Raw genomic sequence first — 20,986 nt, 5'->3', positions numbered from 1 at the left:
AATCGGGACAAACAGCGGGCGATCCAATGCACCCCTGGTCCCTCTCGCCTCGCCACTATGGGAGGGGTATGAGCGGCGGGTCTTTCCCATCTGGCCGCTGTCCATGCCCTCTGCCTTGCCCGTCCTGCGTCTTTCTCGTCATCTCCTTCTGACCGTCTTGCTTTTGCTGGCGTTGGCGGTCGCGCTGCCGGTGCGGGCGCAGAACGATCCGGTCGCATCGGCGACGGATCGGATCGCGCAGGCCGAACTCGATGTCCGCGGAGTCGACCGCGCGCTCGATGCCAGTGTCGATGACGCTGGCCGCCGGGATCTGCGCAGCAAGGCGCAGGGCGCGCAGGACGCGACCAACCAGGCGATCGCCGACCTCACCGAGCAGTTGGCGCTGGTCAATGCCCGTATCGCCGGCCTGGGCACGGTTGCACCGGGCGAGACGGAAGCGCCCGAGCTCCGCGCGCAGCGCCGCACGCTGACCAGTCTGCGCACCACGCTGGACGCCGCGATCAAGCGCGGCCGGCTGGCGGGTGTCGAGGCGGGGCAGTTGGTCGACGAAATCGACCGCAGCCAGGCCGAGCAGTTCAGCCAGAAGCTGTCCTCCAAGGTTCCTTCGCCGCTCAGCCCCGCTTTCTGGACGGTCGTGCTCGACCAGACGCCGCGCGACCTGCGCCGGGTCGGCCTGTTCCTGGAACAGGGCGGGGCGCAATTGTCGCGCCAATGGCGCGGCGGCATCCCCTGGCACGCGATCCTGGGCTTCGCGCTGGCCGTCATCCTGGTCGGCCCGGTCCGGCTGAAGGCGCATCGGTTGATGCAGCGTCGCCTGATCGCCGAAGCGCCACCCAGCCGGGTGCGGCGATCGGCCAACAGCCTGTGGCGCGTGGCAGTGGGCACGCTTTGTCCATTGGCCGGGGCGTTCATCTTCGTCCAAGGCCTGCGCTGGTCCGGGCTGTTGCCGCAGCGCTGGAGCGGCTTTCTCGACGGGTTCGTCTTCGCCGCCGGGGTCGCGGGGTTCACCGCCGCCGTCACCGGCGCGGTGCTGATGCGCAGCCAGCCGTCCTGGCGGATCACGCCATTGGATGACGAAACCGCCAATCGCCTGCGTCCGCTATCCTGGGTGCTCACCGTCCTGACCTTTACCACGACGATGGTGGGCGCGTTCGAGACCGCGATCGGCAGCAGCCGTTCGGCGGTGATCGCCACCCAGGCGATCGTCGCGCTTATCCATCTGATGCTGATCGTCGTGACCCTGGTCGTGCTCGGCCACCTGCGCGCCGCGCGGGCCGCGCGTGAGGAAACGACGAGCGCGGGCGTCAGCGCAGGATTGAGCGTCGCCATCCTGCTCGCCTGGGTCGCGGTCGGCGTGGCGGCGGTGGCGCTGGTCATCGGCTATATCTGGTTCGCCTGGTTCATCGCGCTGATGATCGGCTGGATCGTGCTGCTCGGCTCGGCGCTCTATCTGATGCTGGTCGCGACCGACGATATCGCGACCACCGTCTTCGTCCGCGACAGCCGCGTCGGCATCACGCTGACCCGCGCGCTGGGCATACGCGGCAGCATGGTTGATCAGTTCGGCCTGGTCCTGTCGGGCATCGTCCGGCTGGCGCTCATCCTCCTGGCGCTGGGTGTGCTCCTGCGGCCCTTCGGCGCGAGCGGCGATCCCGGCGCAGTGTTCGACCAGATCGGCCAGTTCGCCGAAGGGATCAAGGTCGGTGGCGTCTGGATCTCGCCGGGAGCGATTCTGCGCGGCCTCGTCATGCTGTTCATCGGACTGGCCCTGGTCCGCGCCTTCATGGGCTGGCTCGACCATCGCTACCTGCCCGCGACCGATCTGGACGGATCGGGGCGCAATTCGGTCAGCCTGGTGGCGCGCTATATCGGCGTGGCGCTGGCCGTCATCTGGGGGCTCGCCTCGCTGGGCATCGGGGTGGAGCGGATCGCGCTGCTGCTCTCGGCGCTGTCGGTCGGCATCGGCTTCGGCCTTCAGGCGATCACGCAGAATTTCGTCTCCGGCCTGATCCTGCTCGCCGAGCGGCCGATCAAGATCGGCGATCTGGTGCGCGTCGGGACGGATGAGGGCGATGTGAAGCGGATCAGCGTGCGCTCGACCGAGATCGAGCTGGCCGACCATTCGACGCTGATCGTTCCCAATTCCGAACTCATCACCAAATCGGTGCTGAACAAGACGCTGTCGGGGCCGCTAGGGCGTATCCAGATCCAGTTCTCGGTTCCAATCGAATCGGATGCCGCGATGGTGCGCTCGATCGTGCTGGACTGTTTCGCGGAGCAGGAGGCGGTGCTCGCCGATCCGGCCCCCTCGGCCTTTATCGACTCGATCGTCGACGGGCGCATCCTGTTCAACTGTTTCGCCCATGTCGCCAGCCCGCGCGCGGCCTATGGCACGCGTAGCGCCGTGCTGCTGCAATTGCTGCCCGCGCTGCGCGAGCGCGGCATCACTATCGGCACGGTGCCACAGCGGCTGGAACTGGTCGGGCAATTGGCCCCGCCGGCGCCAGATGAACGCGAGATGAAATGAACAAGTCCCGGCCGGTCACCAAAGAGTAACGCTAACTTCTTCGAGCATCCCTATCCGCGCGGCCAGCGACGACCGGAAGGTCGATCGGGGGATAGGGATAAAAAGACCATGAACATCAATTGGGTTCGCGCTTCGCTGCTGGGCGGTACGGCGCTTCTGGCGATCGCGGGTGCACCCGCTTTCGCGGCGGATACCAAGCCCGCTGACACCAATGCTGCGGCCGATCCGGCGGACGATGCGGGCCAGCTCAAGGAAATCGTCGTCACCGCCACCAAGCGCGAGACGAGCCTTCAGAAGACGCCGATCGCCATCTCGGTCATCGATCCGACCGTCCTGAAGGACCGCCACGTCCAGAGCCTGCTCGACCTGGCCGACGGCACCGTCCCGTCGCTTCGCGTCGCCACCTTCGAGGCACGCCAGTCGGCGCTGACCGTCGGTATCCGCGGCATCGTGCCCTTCGACCAGAACCAGACCGCGCGCGACACCGGCGTCGGCGTCTATATCGACGGCGTCTATCTGGGCCGTTCGCAGGGCCTGAACGCCGCCCTGTTCGACATCGAGCGCGTCGAGGTGCTGCGTGGCCCGCAGGGCACGCTGTTCGGCCGCAATACCGAAGGCGGCGCACTGTCCATCGTCACCGCCAAGCCGACCGGCAAGTTCGGCGGCGCGCTGACCGCGGGCTTCGGCAATTATGGTGCGTACAACACCGCCGCACATATCAACCTGCCCGAGTTCAACAATATCGCGATCAAGCTGGACGGCGTGATCCAGCACCAGAATCCGTTCGTGAAGAACCCGCTGCCCGGCAGCGTGGGCTGGGGCGCCTTCAACCGGGCGGGTGGTCATGTCGCCGCCGTCTGGAAGCCGGTCGACGGCTTCTCGGCCGAACTGTCCTATGACCAGGCGAAGGACGAGAACACGCCCTTCTACAGCCAGTTGATCAATTACAACCCACGTGGCCTGCCGGTCGCGACGATCGCGCAGATCAACGCCAATGGCGGCAAGCTGCCCTCCGGCACCATCGCGCCGCTGTCGCCGCTGGTCGTGGTGTCGGGCGACAACCGCATGAAGACTGCGGATATCGGCGTGCCGCAGCAGTATAGCGTCGACCGCACGCACGGCGTCTCGGCCAAGCTGAACTATGACGTCATGCCGGGCCTGGAGCTGCGCTCGATCACCGCATGGCGCGGCGTGTCGACCGATCAGTGGGACAATTCGGGTGGCGCGCATCGCACCGTGTTCCTGCCGAACAGCAAGTTCAGCCGCTACAGCCTGTCCTTCATGCAGCAGCACCAGTTCAGCCAGGAGTTCCAGGCGGTCGGCAGCCTGCCGCAGCTCGATTATGTCGCGGGCCTCTATTATTTCACCGAAAACGCCCGCGAAGTCGCCGCCACCCCGTCGACCAACCAGTGGAATTCGGACGGTACCGGCTACACCATCCTGTCGCAGACCGCGCTGGGCACGATCAGCTCGGGCAACCAGGGCTGGGCGCCGGGTTCGTTCTTCCTGCAGCGCGGCAGCTTCGCCAAGGCCTATAGCTATGCGGCCTTTGCCCAGGCGACCTATACCCCGGCGGGCTTCGACGCCTTCCACCTGACGGTCGGCGGTCGCTACACCCACGACAAGCGCAACGGCACGCTCTATCTGGTGCAGGGCAAGTCCACCAACTTCCCCTTCACCTTCGACAACCACCGGTTCGATCCGATGGTGACGGCGGCGTTCGACGCCAGCGACACGGTCCACCTCTACGCCAAATATTCGACCGGCTATCGCGCCGGTGGCGCCAATGACCGTTCGCAGACCTTTGCCGCCTTCGGTCCCGAAGCGGTCAAGTCCTACGAACTGGGCGCCAAGATGGACCTGCTGGACCGTCGCGTCCGCCTGAACTTGGCCGGCTATATCATGGATCGCACCGGCACCCAGATCGACTTCGACAATGTCGACACCAACCCGGCGAGCCCGACCTACAACCTGCATACCGAGGAAACCCGCAACGCGCCGGGCACGTCCAAGATTCGCGGGCTTGAGGCCGATATCACGACCAACCCGGTCGAGGGCATGACGGTCGGCGCGTCCTATGCGTACACCTATACCAACGTGCCGCTGACGCCCAATCCCTTCCTCAACAACACGCTGACCCAGGTGTTCGTGGTCTATACGCCGCGCAACGCCGCCTCGGCCTATGTCGATTACGAAGTGCCGCTGGCCGGTTCGGAGGCGAAGGTCCGCTTCCATCTGGACGGCAATTATTCGGACCCGGCCTATAGCTTCCAGAACGAGACGACCCGCACCGACAAGACCTTCGTCATGAACGGCCGCATCGCGCTGGCCGATCTGCCGCTGACCGAGAATGGTACGAAGATGACCGTGTCGCTGTGGAGCCGCAATTTGCTCAACAACACCTTCATCTACCGTCGCTCGGCCGCCAACGCCGCGACGCTGGGCGATTATGGCAACTTCAACCCGCCCCGGACCATCGGTCTGGAGGGTACGGTTCGCTTCTGATCCTTGTTGCATAGCCGGAACTGGCGGGCCGTCCCTTAAGGGGGCGGCCCGTTTTTTATGGCGTGGGCCGGGTGGCATGGTGACCGACCCGCGCATTTCCCCGCCAGCCGATTGCCCCGCACCGGCCGAGCGATTAAGCAGGGTTCGTGCCGCCGATTATGCTCGATCCCGTCGATATGCGTGTCCGTTTGTTCGACACGTTGGACCGGATTGGCGCGGAAGACCGGGACGCGCTGAGCGAGCTGTATCGGATGACCTCGGCCAAGCTGTTCGGCATCTGCTTGCAGATCTGTCGGGATCGGAGCGCGGCGGAGGACGTGCTGCAAGACGTCTATGCCATCATCTGGAAGCGGGCGGGCGCGTTCGAAGCGGGATCGGCCAGCCCGATGTCATGGCTGGCCACCATTGCCCGCAACCGATCGATCGACTGGGTCCGGGCCCGCGCCAAGCGGCCGACGCAGCCCATCGACCACGCTCATGAGGTGGCCGATGCGACGCCCGACCAGGCACAGGCCGCCGAACGCGCCGAGACCGCGCAGCGCCTGCACGAATGTCTGGAGGCGCTGGAGGGGCGGCAACGCGACGCCATTCGCACGGCCTTTTTCGACGGCATGACCTATGCCGAACTGGCCGATGCGCAAGGCGTGCCGCTGGGTACGATGAAGAGCTGGGTCCGGCGCGGGTTGATGCAGTTGCGGGGGTGCGTCGGTGACCACTGATCCCGATCCCGACATGATGGCCGCCGAACTGGCGCTGGGGCTGCTCGACGGGGAGGAGCGGGCGGTGGCGCTGCGTCGCGTCCTGTCCGATCGCGGGTTCGCGGCGGAGGTCGAATGGTGGCGGCGGCATCTCGCCGATCTGCTCGACGACTATCCCTCCGTGCCGGCACCCGAGGGGTTGATCGATCGGATCGCCATGGCTTCGCGACCCAAGCCGCGTTCCCGGCTCAAGACGCTGATCCCCGCCGGCCTGGCGGTCGCGGCGGCGGTATTGCTGGTCCTCTTCCTGCGCCCGGTGCCGGTCCCCGAAGCGCCGTCCCAGGCAAGCCCGCCGACGATCATGATCGCGGCACTGACCCCGACCGGCAAGGATGTGGCTCCCTTCGGTGCGACCGTCGACCTTCGTCGCGGGGAATTGCGGGTCGCCGCCATCGATCTGGCACCGCCGGGCAAGTCGGCGCAGCTCTGGCTCATCAAGGACGGCACGCCGCATTCGCTGGGGTTGCTGGCTCGATCGGGGGCAACGCGGATCGCGCTTCCAAAGGCCGAGCGATCGGGAATGCGGTCGGGCGCCGTCCTCGCCGTGTCGATCGAACCGCCCGGCGGATCGCCCAAGCCGACGCCGACCGGACCCGTCGTGGCCAGCGGCGCCTTGGCCGCCACCTGACGACCCATCGCTGCCACCGCTTCGGCTTATCGCGGGAGCGGCAGTAGCATCGATACGGCCAGCCCTGGCCGGGCATCCCCCAGTTCCAACTCCCCGCGATGCAATCGCGCGATGGCGGCGACCAGCGGCAGGCCCAGACCATGGCCCGCCCGCGTCCGCGCCGAGTCGAGGCGTCCGAACCGGCGGAGCGCCAGCGCGCGGTCTTCCGGTGAAATGCCGGGCCCGTCATCGGCGACGCGCAGCGCCAGCCTATCGCCATCCGCCGCTTCCAGCGTCACCTGAATCCTACCGCCGGGTGCGCCATGCTTGATCGCATTGCCGATCAGATTGACCAACGCCTGAATCAGCAATTGCCGGTCGCCGAGGAAATTCTTCGGGTGCACGGCCAATCGGAGGTGAAGCCGATGGCCCGCTTCCTCGGCCACCGGCATCATCATCGTCGCGGTTTCCTCGACCAGCGCGGCGAGGTCGATCGGTGCGAAGCCCGCCTGGCGGTGCCCCGCCTCGACCTCGGCGATGCGGAGCAGCGCGGCGAACATCGCGAGCAGCGCATCGCATTGGGCCAGCGCATCCCGCGCGCGCGTCGCCTGTTCGGGGCCGTCCGCTTCCTCGACCATCCCCGCCAATTGGCCGCGTAGCCGGGACAAGGGCGTGCGCAGGTCGTGTGCGATGTCGTTGGAGACGCCGCGCATCCCCTCCATCAACTCGGCGATGCGGTCGAGCATCCGGTTGAAGGCGGCGGCCTGGCGGTCGAACTCGTCGGCCGATCCGGTCAGCGGCACGCGGTGGCGGATGTCACCGGCGATGATCGCATCGACCGCGCGGCGCAGATCGCCGATCCGCCGCCCGACCAGCCGCGAAAAGGCGATCACGCCGCCCAGTACGATCAGGATGATCGATCCGAAGCCGATCAGATAGATGCGGGTGCGCTGCGTGCGGTAATCGTCGAACGGCTCGGTCTCGGCGACGATGACCAGCCGTCGCCCGGCCCCGGCGTCGCGGACAAGGGCCCGGCCATGCGACAGGCCGACGATCCCGTCGCGGGCGCGCAGGTCCGAGCGGCCGAGCGGCAGGTCATGGCGGAGCCGGATATTGCCACCCAGCGCGCGGCCGGCGGGATCGAGCAGCAACAGGCCGACATCGCCCGTGTCCCGCTGCGCCGACAGGCCTACGATCCGCGCCAGCAGGGTGCGGGTCGGGATCGGCGCGGTACCGCCATCGCCATCGCGCTCCAGCAGCAGGTCGCCGACCACATCGATCCGCCTATCGACCAGTTGCGCCACGGTCACCCGGTTGGCGGCCAGGATCGACACCCCCGTCGCCACGGTGGCGACCAGGAACAGCAGGAGGACGCCGGCGGTCAGCCCACGGAGCGAGACCCGCCGGACCGCCGCGTCGATCATGGCTTCAACGAATAGCCGATGCCCCGCACCGTCTCGATCGGATCGCTGCCGCCCGCCTCGGTCAGCTTCACGCGCAAGCGGCGGATATAGACGTCGACGACATTGGTCTCCGGCTCGAATTCATAGCCCCAGACACGCTCGATCAGCATCGCGCGGGTCAGCACCTCGCCGGCATGCCGCGCCAGTTCGGTCAGCAGCTTGAGTTCCAGATTGGCGAGCGCGATCGGCTGGCCCGCTCGCCAGGCGCGAAAGCTGGTCGGGCTGACGACGATGTCGCCGGCGCGGATCGTGTCGCTTTCCCCGACCGTCCAGCGCCGCCCGCGCAGCACCGCGTTGATCCGCGCGTTCAGCTCCTCGGCGGCGACCGGCTTGACGACATAATCGTCCGCGCCGGCCTCCAGCCCGTCGACCTTGTCCGAGGCCATGGACAGCGCGGTCAGCATGATGACGGGCACCGTCAACCCGCGTTCGCGCAGGGTCTCGACCACCGACAGCCCGTCGAGCCGTGGCATCATCCGGTCGAGGATGACCGCGTCGAACTGCTCGCGGTCGAGCGCGGCCAGCGCCTGGCGTCCGTCGCCGACATGTTCGACCCGGTGGCCCAGGCGAGTCAGGTCGTCGGCAAGGCCGGCGGCATAGTCGCGATCATCCTCGACCAGAATCAGGTGCAGACTCATCAGGCAAATTCCATTTCGAGCGGCGCGAATCGCCTGATCGGGCAAAAAAGCCAAGCCAATATCGTCCCGTTCGTATCGCGCTGGAACAATCGAGACAGATGGGCAGCGGACTCCATGGTTCCGCCGGTCCGACGACGCGCGTAGCAGCAATGGCGACAAATGGGCGTATTCCGTGACGGGATCGCCGGATGATGGCCTGCAAGGGCGAGAGGCGAGATATGGCGACCACGACTTCGATCATCCTGGACGGCGACCTGTCCGACTGGCGTGCGACCGACCGGATCGATAGCGGCCTGGGCGATGGTTATTCCATCTATGCCAAGAGCGATGACCAGGATTTCGTCTTCGCGATGACCGCGCCGATGGCGATCGGAGCGAACACCACCGCCTGGCTCAACACCGATCGCAATGCCGCCACCGGCTATCAGGTCTTCGGCTTTGCCGGCGGCGCGGAATATAACATCAACTTCAACGCCGACGGCACCGTCTCGCTCTACAAGGGCGGGGCGGGCGAGACGCTGGTGATGGCGGGGCTGCAGGCGGCATGGTCGGCGGATCGCCAGACGGTCGAGTTCCGCGTGCCCAAGGCCGCGATCGGCAATCCGCAGGCGATCGACACGCTGTACGACGTCAACGACAGCGTGTTCCTGCCCGGCAATTATTCGGCCAAGCCCTTCACCGTCTTCAACGACACCGGCATCACCGCCGACCCGTCGCATCGCATCGCGATCGTCTGGTCGGAAACGACCGCCAATGCCTATTTCAGCAAGACGGCGTATGCGCAGTTGTTCATGGCCGCCCAGTCCCAGGCGATGCAGGCCGGAACGCCGTTCGACATCATCACCGAGGACGATCTGACCAACCTGTCGACGCTGGCCAAGTACGACTCGATCGTCTTCCCATCCTTCCGCAACGTCCAGGCGGACAAGGCGGATGCGATCGCCCACACGCTGGAACAGGCGACCAAGCAGTTCGGCATCGGCCTGGTCGCGGCGGGCGAGTTCATGACCAACGCCGCCGATGGCAGCGCGCTGGCGGGGGACAGCTATGCGCGCATGAAGCTGTTGTTCGACGCCACCCGCGTCACCGGCGGCTGGCCCGCCGATGTGACGATCAAGGCGGCGGACGCGAACCACAGCGTCCTCGACGGCTATGCCAATGGCGAGACGATCCGCGACTATAAGGGCGTCGGCTGGAACGCCTTCACTAGCGTCAGTGGGACGGGCGAGACGATCGCGACGCAGACGGTCAACGGCCAGACCTATGCCGCGGCCATCGCCACCCATACCGGCGGCCGCAACGTCCTCTTCTCGACCGAAGCGGCGATGGCCGACGACAATCTGCTGCAAAAGGCGATCGACTATTCGGTGCATGGCTCGGCCAGCACGGGGGGCTTGCGCGTCGGCCTTCAGATGACCCGCGACGCCGGCCTGTTCGCGTCCCGCATCGATATGGACCAGAGTCAATATTCGGACGAGGTGAAGCCCGAGGACGGCTCGGCCGGCATCTACAGCAAGCTGCTGCCCATTCTCGACCAGTGGAAGTCGCTCTATAATTTCGTCGGCAGCTATTACGTCAATATCGGCAACGACCCGTCGCAGCAGCGCTCGACCGACTGGTCGGTGTCGGCGCCGATCTATGCGCGGATGATGGCGGCGGGCAACGAAATCGGCCTGCACAGCTATACCCATCCCGAGGACACCAATGTCCTGACCGCCGAGCAGATCGCCTATGAGTTCGGGGCCGAGCGCGCCGAGCTGGAAAAGCAGATGAGCGCCTATCTGGGCCGGCAGGTGTCGCTGGGCGGCGCGGCCGTTCCCGGCGCGCCTGAGACGATCGCGACCAGCCAGGAAATCCTGAAGCATGTCGCCTATCTGTCGGGCGGCTATACCGGCGTCGGCGCGGGCTATCCCAACGCCTTCGGCTATATGACCCCGGGCAATGCGGCGGACGGCAAGGTCTATCTCGCCCCCAACACCATGTTCGACTTCTCGCTGATCGAGTTCCAGAAGAAGACCGTCGCCGAGGCGGAGGCCGAATGGGGCAAGGAACTGGCGACGCTGACCGCGCATGCCGATGCGCCGGTGATCGTCTGGCCGTGGCATGATTACGGTCCCGCCATGTGGACCGGCGATGCGGCGGTGAAGAGCCCCTATGTCACGTCGATGTTCACCAACTTCATCGCCAAGGCGGCCGCCGCCGGCGTCGAGTTCGTGACGCTGGCCGATCTGGCCGCACGCATCGGCGCGTTCCAGAAGGCGTCGATCACCACCACCGTGTCGGGCGACACGATCACCGCCGAGGTGACCTCGGCCGGCGACACGCTCGGCACCTTCGCGCTCGACGTCGACGGGCAGCAGGCGGGGCAGGTGATCAAGAGCGTGACCGGCTGGTATGCCTATGACGCGAACAAGGTGTTCCTGCCCAAGGCGGGCGGCACCTATGCCATCACCATGGGCCAGGCGGCCGATGACGTGACCCACATCACCGACCTGCCGATGCGCGCCTCGCTGATTTCGCTGAGCGGCGACGGTCGCGACCTGAGCTTCTCGGTCGAGGGTGAGGGCAAGGTCGTCATCGACCTGAAGGCGCCGGGTACCGACTGGACCACCGTCAAGGGCGCGACCATCGCCAGCCAGATCGGCGAGATCCTGACCATCGATATCGGCACGATCGGCCAGCATGACGTGACCGTCGGCCATGTCGCCAATAGCGGCCCGACCATCACTTCCTTTGGCGGTGCCGATACGGGGCGCATGTCGATCGCGGAGAACGGCACCGCCGTCACCACCATCACCGCGACCGATCCCGACATCGCGCTGGGCGACAGCATCCGCTATTCGATCGCGAACAAGGGCGATGGCGCGGCCTTCGCCATCGATGCGACGACCGGCGTGTTGAAGTTCCTGAACGGCCCGGATTACGAAAATCCGACCGATCTCAATCACGACAATGTCTATGACCTGACCGTGATCGCCACCGACGCCAAGGGCGCGGTCGATATGCAGACGCTGTCGATCGGCGTGACCGATGTCGTCGGTATCACCAAGACGGGGACGATCTTCAGCGACACGATCAACGGCACCGGCGAGCAGGATTTGCTCGACGGCAGTTGGGGTAATGACGTGCTGAACGGTCTGGGCGGCAACGACAAGCTGATCGGCGGTTGGGGTAACGACACGCTGAACGGCGGCGATGGCGACGACGTCCTGATCGGCGGCATGGGCAAGGACATCCTGACCGGCGGCGCGGGCAAGGACATCTTCCGCTTCGAAACGGCCTCGGAAAGCTCGACGCTGTCGTCGCTGCGCGATGTCATCACCGATTTCCAGTCGGGCGAGGACAAGATCGATCTGTCGGCGATCGACGCCAACACCTCGATCTTCGCGCGCGGCGACCAGGCCTTTACCTTCCTGTCCAAGCCCGGCGCGGCCTTCACCGGCGCCGGCCAGCTACGCTTCAACTACCAGATGGTCGGCGGCAAGGAATATACCATCGTCGAGGGCAATACCGACGCCTTCGGTCTGGCCGACTTCTCGATCGCGCTGCTCGGCCATCACAATCTGACCGCCGGTGATTTTTATTTATAAATAGGGGCTAAGACCGCCGTCATGGCGGGAATCGGCTTTCAACTGGCCAGGATGGCGCGCGAGGGCGGGGTCGGCGGAATCGCCGGCGCCGCGCTGCACGGCGCGTTCATCAGCGCCGGCCCCTGGCTGGTCACCGCCATCGCCATGGCGGCGTTCGAGCGCTGGACGCCCGGCGCGATGGCGGGGGGTGACGCGATGATGGTCCATAGCGTCCTGATCTATGCCTTCAGCCTGTCGGCGCTCGCCGCGGGCCCGATCGCGATCTTGGCGATACGACTGATGGCCGACCGGCTGTTCGCACGCGATGTCGGCGGCGTGCCCGGCATATTGCTGGTCGCGCTGGCCGGCGGCGGTGTGCTGGCGCTGGTACTGGGGGCGGGGGTGTTCGGTGTCTGGGCCGCGCTGCCGCTGGTGCCGGCGGCCTGGGCCAGCCTGTTGCTCGCCTGGCTGACCCAGATATGGATCGCCGCGCCGCTGCTGACCGCGCTGCGCCGCTATCGCGCAGTGCCGTTGGCCTATCTGCTGGGGGTCGGCGGGGCGGCGGCGTGCTTGGCATGTGTCGGCCATCTCGGCGGCACATGGGTGCTGGCGAGCGTGACCGGTGGCGCGGGGCTGACGCTGGCCGCCGTTCTGGTCCTGCTGCGCCGGCATTTCACGGCCCCGGCGATAATGCCGACGCGCGATCTGATCGGGTGGCGGCTGGCGCTGATCATCGCCATGGCCGGGCTGACGGGGGCGGTGGCGATCTGGGTCGACAAATGGCTGCTCTGGGCCGGGCCCGACAGTGTCCAGACCCTGGGCCGGTTGCGGCTCAACCCGATCAACGATGCAGGCAGTTTCCTCGGCCTGCTGACCATGGTGCCCGGACTGACCCTGATCCTGATCGTCGGGGAGACGCGGTTCGACCGCGCCTTTGGCGACCTGATGGCGCGGTGCACCGGCACCTCGACGCTGGCACGGATCGAGGAGGCGCGGGCCGAACTGATCGAGACCCTTTTCGACGGCTTGCGCCTGTTGGTGCTGATCCAGGCCCTGGTCGCCGCCCTCGCCTGGGTGCTGGCGGTGCCGTTATTCGAGCTGATCGGTGCCGACCCGCGCGGCATCTTCGCCTTCCGCCATACTTCGGCGGGGGCGGTGTTCCATCTGGTCGCGATCGGGGCGACCGTCGTCCTGTCCTATTATGACCTGTTCGCGCGTGTCGTCCTGATCTGGGCGAGCTTCGCCCTGGCCAGTGCGCTGGCGACCTGGATGCAATGGGACGCCGGGCTGGCCGCCTTTGGCTGGGGCTATATGGCGGGTGCGGTGGTGGGTGCGTCGGTCGGCATCGCGATGGTCGCCGAATCGACCTTCCGTCTGGTCTATCTGCTCTTCGTCGGCAACAACCCCGCCGTGGTCGGGCGCGAAGGACGATGGGCATGAGGGGCGGCATGATGGGGCGACGGACCTTGCTGGGCCTGGGGGCCGGCGCGCTCGGGTTGGCCTTCGGGCGCCATGCCACGGGGGATGCGGCCGAGCGGCGCTGGCGTTGGGGCGTGGATTATGGCGCCGCGACCGACCCGTCGCTCGCCCGTCAGTTCGATCTGCTGGTGCTGGAGCCGCATCACGCCCGCCCGATTGCGCCACTCCGCGGACCCAGCAGCAAGCTGCTCGGCTATGTTAGCCTGGGCGAAGTGGAAAAGAGCCGGCCCTATTTCGCCACGCTCCTGCGCGACGGCGCCCTGCGCGCGCCCAACCCGCATTGGCCTGATGCGCGTCATGTCGATCTGCGCCATCCCGCCTGGCGCGCCGCGCTGTTGAATCTCGTCGTGCCCGCGATTCTGGCGATGGGCTATGACGGGCTGTTCCTCGACACGCTCGACAATGCCGAGGCGATGGAACGCGACGATCCGGAGGGCAATAAGGGCATGGTCGCGGCGGCGGCGGGGTTGGTCGCTGCCCTGCGCGCACGCTTCCCCGGCATCCTGCTGATGCTCAACCGGGGCTATGCCGCGCTGCCCGAGGTGGCGCCGCGGATCGACTATCTGCTGGGCGAGTCGATGGCCTCGCGCTGGAGTTTCGCGGCCAAGCGCTATGAGATGCTGTCGGACGGCGACTGGCATTGGCAGGCGGAGCGGTTGCGCTCGGCCAAGGCCCGCAACCCCGCGCTGCGGCTGACCACGCTCGATTATTGGGATCCGGCGGATGGCAAGACGGTGGCGGCGCTCTATGCCCGCGAACGCGCGGCCGGGTTCGATCCCTATGTCGCCACGCTGGCGCTCGACCATCTGATCGCGGAGCCGATGGGATGACGCGCCGTTCGTCGCAGCGCTGGATGGCGATCGCCCTGCCGATCGTGGCGGGCCTGGCGATTCTGGCGCTGGGCCTGGTGCTGATGCCGGGGCGGCGCGAGGTAGAACAGGCTGCCCGCCGTGCGGCCCCGCCGGTCCCGCCCGTCGTCCCGCCACAGGCGACGCCCACCGCCGCGCCCGTCCCGCCATCGGCCCCGCCACATCCCGAACTCGGTCCCGCGATCCTGACCGCCAATGCCACCGCGCTGGCGGCGCTGACCCAGAGCCTGACCGACCAAGGCGTGACCGTCACCACCGCGCAAGTCGCCTATGATCTGGCGGCGGCGGGGCGCCCCGCCGTGGCGCTCGCCTATCTCGCAGCGCGGGCCGATGGCACCGGCCCCGCGACCTGGTTGCTGCGCGTCGATCTGTTGCGCAAGCTCGGCCGGCGCAAGGAGGCGGAGGCTTTGCTGGCCGCCGCCGCCACGCGCCCTATCGGCGTGCCGCCCGCAGCGATCATCGCCACTGGCTATGCGCTGGATCGCCCCGATCTGATCATCGCGGCGGCGGCATCGGGGGCGATTCCGCCGCCCGACGCCAAGCTCGCGCATGATCTGGCGCAGCGGGCCGAGGCGCGCGGGAGGCTCGACTGGCTGGCGCAGCTCGACCGGGCGGGGGGTGCCGATTGGCGCGCGGGCGATCCCTGGCTGGCGCTGCGGGTCGCGATCCGGACGGGGGACAGCGCCTCGGTGCTGCGCGCGATCGGCGGTCTGCCTGCCGAAGAGCGGGAGGACGCGCGGACGGCCTGGATGACGCGGACCGGCGATCGCGCTGGATTGCGTAGCCAGATGCTGGCTCAGGCGGCGCGGCCGGGGGCCGATCTACCGGCCTTGGCGGAGCGGTTGTTGGCGATCGGCGCGCGCGAGGACGCAATCGCGCTGTTGCGCCGGGCGGCCATCGGACAATCGCCCGGCTCGGCGGTGGGGCAGCGGCTGCTCTATCTGATGGGGCCGCGCCCCGCATCCGGTGATCGCGAATGGTTGCGGCAACAGGCGCTGGCGGGATCGAGCGCCGATCAGGCGCGCTGGCTGGCCGCCTATGCCGAGCGCGATACGCCCGCGACCGCGCTGGCCTTTGTGCAGCGCCATCCGCTGGCGGCGCGGACCGATATCGCGATCCTTCGCCTGCAACTGGCCCAAGAGGAGGGCGATCGCGGGGCTGCCCGCCAGGCGATGGCGGCACTGCTCGACGGACGGGCGCTCGAGCCGGGCGCGCTGCGTCGTATCTCGGCATTGGCGGATGGGCTCGACCCGGCCCAGGCGCGCGCGCTGGCCGAGCGGCGCATCGCGGCGGGAATTGCGGGACCGCGCGACCGGCTCGACCTCGCCTGGGCGGCCTGGAATGCGGGGGATGCGGCGCGCACGCGCGACTGGCTGCACGAATATCTGGTCGAGGCACCAGGCGACCTGCCCGCGCTGCGGCTGATGGCGGATGCGCAAGCCCGACTGGGCGGGCCGGCGGCGGCGCGACCCTGGCTGGAGCGGGCGCTGTTGCAGGCACCGCGCACCGGGCGGACACGGGCCGAGCTGCTCGACCGGCTGGGGCGGCGCGCCGAGGCGCTGGCGCTGGTTACGGCGATGCGGCGTGCGGCTCCGCGCGATGCCGAACTGGCCGCGTTGCAGGCACGGCTGCTGATCGCGGCCGGGCAGCCTGGGCGGGCACGGGCGGTGTTGACGCCATGATCGCCACTGATCTGCCCCCCTCGGCCGGCGCGGCGATGCCGCAACTGACGGTGCCCGATATGGTCTTCGTCGACCATCGCATCGTCGCGCCGGGCGATCCGCGCCTCGTCTGGCCTGCCGGTACCGCGCTGACCTTGGAGCGAGCGGAAGGCGAGGTGATCGTCCATTCCGATCGCCCGATCGGAGCCGAGGCGGTGGCGCTGTTCCAATCGCAGGTCGGGGCGGCGATCGGCGACCTGCGCTGGAACGATGTCAGCCTGGTCCTGCGCCCCGCCACCGGATGGGCGATGGATGCGCGGATTATCGGCGCGGCGCTGATCGTCGCCTTCCAGCCTGCCGCCGATGCGGTGGTGACGGCGCCGGTCAGCGACGGCGATCCGAAGGCTGACGTCGCCCGCGCCTTGGTCGAGGCCGATCTCGCCGCCGGCTATCCGGGGCGGGGGCGCGAACAGGCCGCCTCGCTGGTGGCACGTGATCCCGAGGACCAGCGCGCCGCCCGGCTGCTCGCTGACGCGCGGATGCTGGACGGCGATGTCGCCGGTGCCGCCCGAGGCTATCGGGCGGTGGGCGCGACCGATAAGGCCGCGCGCCGCGCCATGGCGGCGGCGGGCGGCACGGCCAGCGTGGGACTTGTCGCGCGCGAGGGCGGCGATCTGGCGCAGCTGGAGGCGAGCATCCGCGCTGAGGTGCCGCTCGACGACCGGGTGAGCATGGGGGCGAGCGTCCGTCATCTGGTCAGCCGGGTCGAAGCGGGGGGCGGCCAGGTCAGCGAGACGGCATCGGTGATCGATGCTGGTCTGGCGGTCGCGCTCAGCGATGCCGCGCGGCTCCAGTTGCTGGCCGCCTCGGCGCTCGACGACGGGGTGACCGGCGGCGGCGTCAAGCTGACCTATGGTCCGGCCGAGGCCCAGTTCCGCGTGGCGTTGACCCGCCACATGCCCGATTATGTCACGCCGGCGCAGGTGCTCGCCGGTGGTTATCTGTCGCGCGCAGCGCTGGGCGGCGTCTATCGCCTGAGTTCGGGGCTGGTCGTGCAGGGGGATGTGGGCGTCAATCGTTATGGCCTGGCGGGCAGACGCGGGGCGAGCGACAGCGTGACGCTGGCCGGTGGCCTCGATTATCTGATCCGCCGCCGTTATCCGCTCTTCGGGCTCAGCTACCGGGTCGAGGCCGAATATGTGCAGCATATGCGCAGCGATGCGACGGGCATACCGCTCATCCCGCTTGCCGACCGCGAGAACCATACGGTGCAGGCGATGCTCGGCGAGGCGCTGGGCGAGGTACAACTGACCGGCATGGCGGGATGGACGGTCGACCGCTTCGGCGGTGACGGCCCCAATGCCAGCCTGGGGATGACCGTACCTATCGGCCTGTGGTGGAAGGTCGAGGCGTCGGGCGGTCTGACCTCGATCAGCCGGCCTGGCTTTTCGGGGCAGCAACTGTTCGCCCGCGCGCTGGTGACACGCAGCCTGGGGGCGCCGCGGTGACCCCCGAACTGCTGAACGAGCGCCAGCCCAAGACGCGGTGGCGGCGGAACGTCCGGATCGCGCTGGAAATCGCGATCGTCTTTGCCTTGCTCGCCGCGCTCGACGAATGGTTGACCGGCGGGGTCGGTTTTGCCGGCGTGCGACCCAGCCCCTATTGGATTCCGGTGCTGGTCATGGCGCTGGTCTATGGCACGGGGCCGGGCATCGCGGCGGCGGTGATCGCCTCCCTCCTTTGGCTGCTCGCGGCGCACCGCGATGGCAGCGAGCGGGATTATCTCGACTGGCTGCTGCACCTGTCGATCCCGCCGCTATTGTGGTGCGTGGTCGCGGTGGCGGTGGGCGAGGTGACGCTGTCGCGCAAACGCCATCTGGCCAAGGCATTGCGGCGCGGTGCACAGGCCGTGCGCGATGTCGGGCGGATGACCGATGCGCATGAACGGCTGACGCGGACCAACCGCGATCTGCAACGCCGCATCGCCACCGACCCGCGCACCACCGGCCATATCATCGCGACCGCGGCTCGGCTGTCCTCGGTCGATCCCGCCGCGCGGCGTGGGGCGCTGGCGCAGCTGATCGGGTTGGCGGCGCAGAGCGACGACTTCACCTGCTACCGGCTGGGCCCGGACGGGGCGCGTGCTTGGCTGCGCGGCGGGGCGGTGACGGGGGCGAGCATGGGGCGGCCCGACATGCTGCCGCCCGCGATGATCGAGACGCTTGCCGCATCGGGTGAGCGGCGCGTTCGTCATGTCGCGCGCCGCAGTGACCGCGAATGGCTGGCGGGCCTGGGCGTCGCTGCGGTGCCGCTGGCCGACGGCGATGCCCGGCTGCACGGCTTGCTATTGTTCCATGACCTGCCGATCGAGCAGTTCAACGCGCACCGCGTCGCCGAATTGGCGGAGATCGGCCATTGGCTGAGCCCGATGATCCTTGATCAGGGACAGGCGCCGCTGCGCGTCATGCGCTCCGCATGACGGCGCGGTATCTGGCGCTGACGATCCTCGACCTCGCCTGGATCGGCATGGCGATGCTGTCGGGACTGGGCGTGGGCTGGGCGCTGCTGGGCCATGCGCTGTTGACCGGGCTGACCTATCACGCGTGGCTGCGGTCCGATCCGCATGGCGGTTTCGCCGCCGCGATCCTGGGGGTGGCGGGGCCGATAGGGCTGATGCTGGGTCAGATCCTTGGCCGCTGGAACGAGCGTGGGTGGGGGCGTCCGTCCGGCATCGCGCGCGACGAAGGCTTTGCTGGTCGGGCCATGGCCCATCCGCGGCGTGGGGCGGCGCGGGAGATGGCGCGGCTGCTCGATGGGCGGGTCTATTATCCCGCGCCCGACAGGCTCGATTCGCTGGTCGCGATCCTGCGCCATGCACCGGTCGCCGAGCGGCGCCGCGCACTGGAGACGGTGGTGCGGTCATTCGAGCCCGGCCTGTCGCCACTAGTCGCGCAGGTGCTGAACGATCCCGACCAAACGATCCGCGCGCTGGCCGCCGCCGCGTCGGCGCGGATCGTCCATAATCTGGGCGAGCATCGCGCCGGCCTGGAGGCGCGGATCGCCCGGGGCGATGCGGAGGCGGTGCAGTCGCTCGGCCGACTGCTCGCCGACCATGGCCAATCGAACATCCTGCTGTCCGACATGCAGCGTGCGGCCTTGCGCGACGAGGCGGCGCTGCTGCTCGCGCGCGGCGGCCGGGCGGGCGAGGCGGAGCGGCTGGCGATCGAGGTGGCGTGGGCCGCGCGCGATTATGATGCGATCGACCGTATCCGCGCGGCGGCGGGGGATGCCGACGATAGGGATGCCGCCTGGTGGCGGGCCGAGGCGGTCCGGTGAGGAGCGCGCCGCGCGAGGCGGGGGAAGAAGCCGATGTCTGTCTGATCGTCGAGGGGGCCTATCCCTATGTCATCGGCGGCGTATCGGGCTGGCTTCAGGACCTGATCACCTATCTGCCCGAAATCCGGTTCCATGTGGTGGCGATCAAGGCCGGGCCGGCGCCACTGCCGTTCCGCATGACCCCGCCCGCCAATGTGGTGGGCGTGACCGAGATCGGCCTGGCCCCCGCCGCCATGGCACCGCGCCCCATTCCCGATCGGTTGGCCGCCGCGATCGCCGATGCGCTGATGGTGTTCGTCGCGACCGGAACGCCAGCGGCGATGGCGAGCCTGCTCGATCTTCTCGCCAGCCCGCGCCGCGCGCCCGATCCGGGCGACATATTGGCACATCCGGCGACCTTCGTGCGGTTACAGCGCCATTACCGCGCGATCCTGCCGCGTGCGTCGTTCCACCATTATTTCTGGGCGATGCGCACGCTGCTCGGCGGGTTGCTGACCGTGCTGACCGCACCGCTGCCGCGCGCGAGAGTCTATCACACCATCTCGACCGGCTTTGCCGGATTGCTGGCGGCGCGGGCGCGTTATCGGACGGGGCGGCCGGCGTTCATCACCGAACATGGCATCTATCTGCTCGAACGGCAGATCGAGGTGATGATGGCCGATTGGATCGGCGACCAGGTCGATACCGGGTTGGAGCTGGAGCGCAGCGTGCGCGATCTGCGCGACCTCTGGGTGCGGGCCTTCACCAGCTATGCCGAGGCCTGCTACGCCGCCTGCGACCCTGTCGTGGCGCTTTATGGCGAAAATAATGTCGTGCAGCGGCGACTGGGCGCCGCGCCCGATCGGGTGCGGGTGATCCCCAACGGCATCGATATCCGCCGCTTCGCGCATCTGGCGGACGCGCGCGATCCCGCCCGGCCAGTCGTTGCGCTGCTGGGCCGGGTGGTGCCGATCAAGGATGTGAAGACCTTCATCCGCGCCGCCGCGATCGTCCATGCCGCACGGCCCGATATCCGCTTCGTCGTGCTGGGGCCGAAGGATGAGGACCCCGCCTATGCCGCCGAATGCGACGCCTTGGTCGCCGAGCTGGGTTTGGGCGAGGCGCTGTCCTTCGAAGGGCGGGTTCGGATCGAGGACTGGATGATGCGCGTCGACCTGTTGGTCCTGACGAGCCTGTCGGAGGCGCAGCCCTTGGTCATCCTGGAGGGCGGTGCATGCGGCATCCCGGTCGTCGCGCCCGATGTCGGCAGTTGCCGTGAGATGATCGAGGGGCGCGGAGGCGCGGATAGAGGCCATGGCGGGATCGTCACCCCGCTGGTCAATCCGGCGGCGACGGCGGCGGCGATCCGGCGGATCATGGACGACCCCGCGCTGCGCCGGACCATGGGGGAGACCATGCGCGAACGGGTGAAGCGCGATTACGACCATCCGACGATCATCGGGGCCTATCGCCGGCTTTATGGAGAGTTGGCGGCGCGGAGCTGAATCCTCATCCTCCCCTGCAAGGGGAGGGGGACGATGCGTAGCATGGGGCAGGGGGTGTCACCGGTTGTGATGAAAGTCTTACCTCGCCGA

The 20,986-nt window shown here is 68.2% G+C and carries 14 protein-coding genes; 12 read left to right on the top strand and 2 right to left on the bottom strand.

Going from position 1 to position 20,986, the window contains the following annotated elements:
* The first annotated feature begins 103 nt into the window (after positions 1-103).
* The 4 genes from SP6_RS12445 to SP6_RS12430 all read left to right on the top strand — a co-directional run bounded on the left by SP6_RS12445 (position 104) and on the right by SP6_RS12430 (position 6,418).
* The gene (locus SP6_RS12445; protein ID WP_037568345.1) at positions 104-2,527 is read left to right on the top strand and encodes a DUF3772 domain-containing protein; all 2,424 of its coding nucleotides are present in this window, start codon (positions 104-106) and stop codon (positions 2,525-2,527) included.
* 108 nt (positions 2,528-2,635) lie between these two features.
* Positions 2,636-5,032 carry a TonB-dependent receptor gene (locus SP6_RS12440; protein WP_007404842.1) on the top strand — a complete coding sequence of 799 codons (2,397 nt, stop codon included), beginning with the start codon at positions 2,636-2,638 and terminating at the stop codon, positions 5,030-5,032.
* A 158-nt stretch (positions 5,033-5,190) separates the two neighbouring features.
* Positions 5,191-5,751, top strand: coding sequence for a sigma-70 family RNA polymerase sigma factor (locus tag SP6_RS12435; protein WP_007404837.1), 561 nt, complete (start codon positions 5,191-5,193; stop codon positions 5,749-5,751).
* Entirely contained in the window at positions 5,741-6,418 is a 678-nt protein-coding gene (locus SP6_RS12430; RefSeq protein WP_037568346.1) for an anti-sigma factor, read from the top strand. Before SP6_RS12435 ends, SP6_RS12430 begins: the two co-directional genes overlap by 11 nt.
* A gap of 26 nt (positions 6,419-6,444) precedes the next feature.
* On the opposite strand, the gene SP6_RS12425 is transcribed toward SP6_RS12430, so the two are convergent.
* Complete coding sequence (locus tag SP6_RS12425; protein ID WP_007404809.1) at positions 6,445-7,821, bottom strand: sensor histidine kinase; 1,377 nt, start codon at positions 7,819-7,821, stop codon at positions 6,445-6,447.
* Positions 7,818-8,498 (bottom strand): response regulator transcription factor, encoded by a 681-nt coding sequence (locus SP6_RS12420; RefSeq protein ID WP_007404737.1) that lies wholly within the window; start codon positions 8,496-8,498, stop codon positions 7,818-7,820. Before SP6_RS12420 ends, SP6_RS12425 begins: the two co-directional genes overlap by 4 nt.
* A gap of 218 nt (positions 8,499-8,716) precedes the next feature.
* On the opposite strand from SP6_RS12420, the gene SP6_RS21645 reads away from it, so the two are divergent.
* Genes SP6_RS21645 through pelF form a run of 8 tightly spaced genes read left to right on the top strand, consistent with a single transcriptional unit; the run spans position 8,717 to position 20,896 of the window.
* Entirely contained in the window at positions 8,717-12,088 is a 3,372-nt protein-coding gene (locus SP6_RS21645; protein ID WP_037568348.1) for a M10 family metallopeptidase C-terminal domain-containing protein, read from the top strand.
* Between the two features lie 21 nt (positions 12,089-12,109).
* Positions 12,110-13,507 carry an exopolysaccharide Pel transporter PelG gene (pelG, locus tag SP6_RS12410; RefSeq protein ID WP_007404808.1) on the top strand — a complete coding sequence of 466 codons (1,398 nt, stop codon included), beginning with the start codon at positions 12,110-12,112 and terminating at the stop codon, positions 13,505-13,507.
* A complete protein-coding gene (locus SP6_RS12405; RefSeq protein WP_227876574.1) occupies positions 13,504-14,376 on the top strand; it encodes a glycoside hydrolase family 191 protein in 873 nt (290 codons plus the stop codon). The genes pelG and SP6_RS12405 overlap by 4 nt, the downstream gene beginning before the upstream one ends.
* Positions 14,373-16,097: a hypothetical protein gene (locus tag SP6_RS12400; RefSeq protein ID WP_007404800.1), complete on the top strand. Its 1,725-nt coding sequence runs from the start codon at positions 14,373-14,375 to the stop codon at positions 16,095-16,097. Before SP6_RS12405 ends, SP6_RS12400 begins: the two co-directional genes overlap by 4 nt.
* Positions 16,094-17,584, top strand: coding sequence for a bacterial transcriptional activator domain-containing protein (locus SP6_RS12395; protein WP_007404725.1), 1,491 nt, complete (start codon positions 16,094-16,096; stop codon positions 17,582-17,584). Before SP6_RS12400 ends, SP6_RS12395 begins: the two co-directional genes overlap by 4 nt.
* Complete coding sequence (locus SP6_RS12390) at positions 17,581-18,555, top strand: hypothetical protein (RefSeq protein ID WP_007404866.1); 975 nt, start codon at positions 17,581-17,583, stop codon at positions 18,553-18,555. The genes SP6_RS12395 and SP6_RS12390 overlap by 4 nt, the downstream gene beginning before the upstream one ends.
* Positions 18,552-19,412, top strand: a complete 861-nt coding sequence (locus SP6_RS20115) for a hypothetical protein (protein ID WP_007404802.1) — start codon at positions 18,552-18,554, stop codon at positions 19,410-19,412. Before SP6_RS12390 ends, SP6_RS20115 begins: the two co-directional genes overlap by 4 nt.
* Positions 19,409-20,896: a GT4 family glycosyltransferase PelF gene (gene pelF, locus SP6_RS12380; protein WP_007404731.1), complete on the top strand. Its 1,488-nt coding sequence runs from the start codon at positions 19,409-19,411 to the stop codon at positions 20,894-20,896. The genes SP6_RS20115 and pelF overlap by 4 nt, the downstream gene beginning before the upstream one ends.
* The last annotated feature ends 90 nt before the right edge of the window (positions 20,897-20,986 follow it).

It is taken from the genome of Sphingomonas paucimobilis NBRC 13935, assembly GCF_000739895.2.
Lineage (GTDB): Bacteria > Pseudomonadota > Alphaproteobacteria > Sphingomonadales > Sphingomonadaceae > Sphingomonas > Sphingomonas paucimobilis.
Note: the sequence above shows the minus strand (reverse complement) of the source record. Positions and strands in the feature narration are given on the sequence as shown.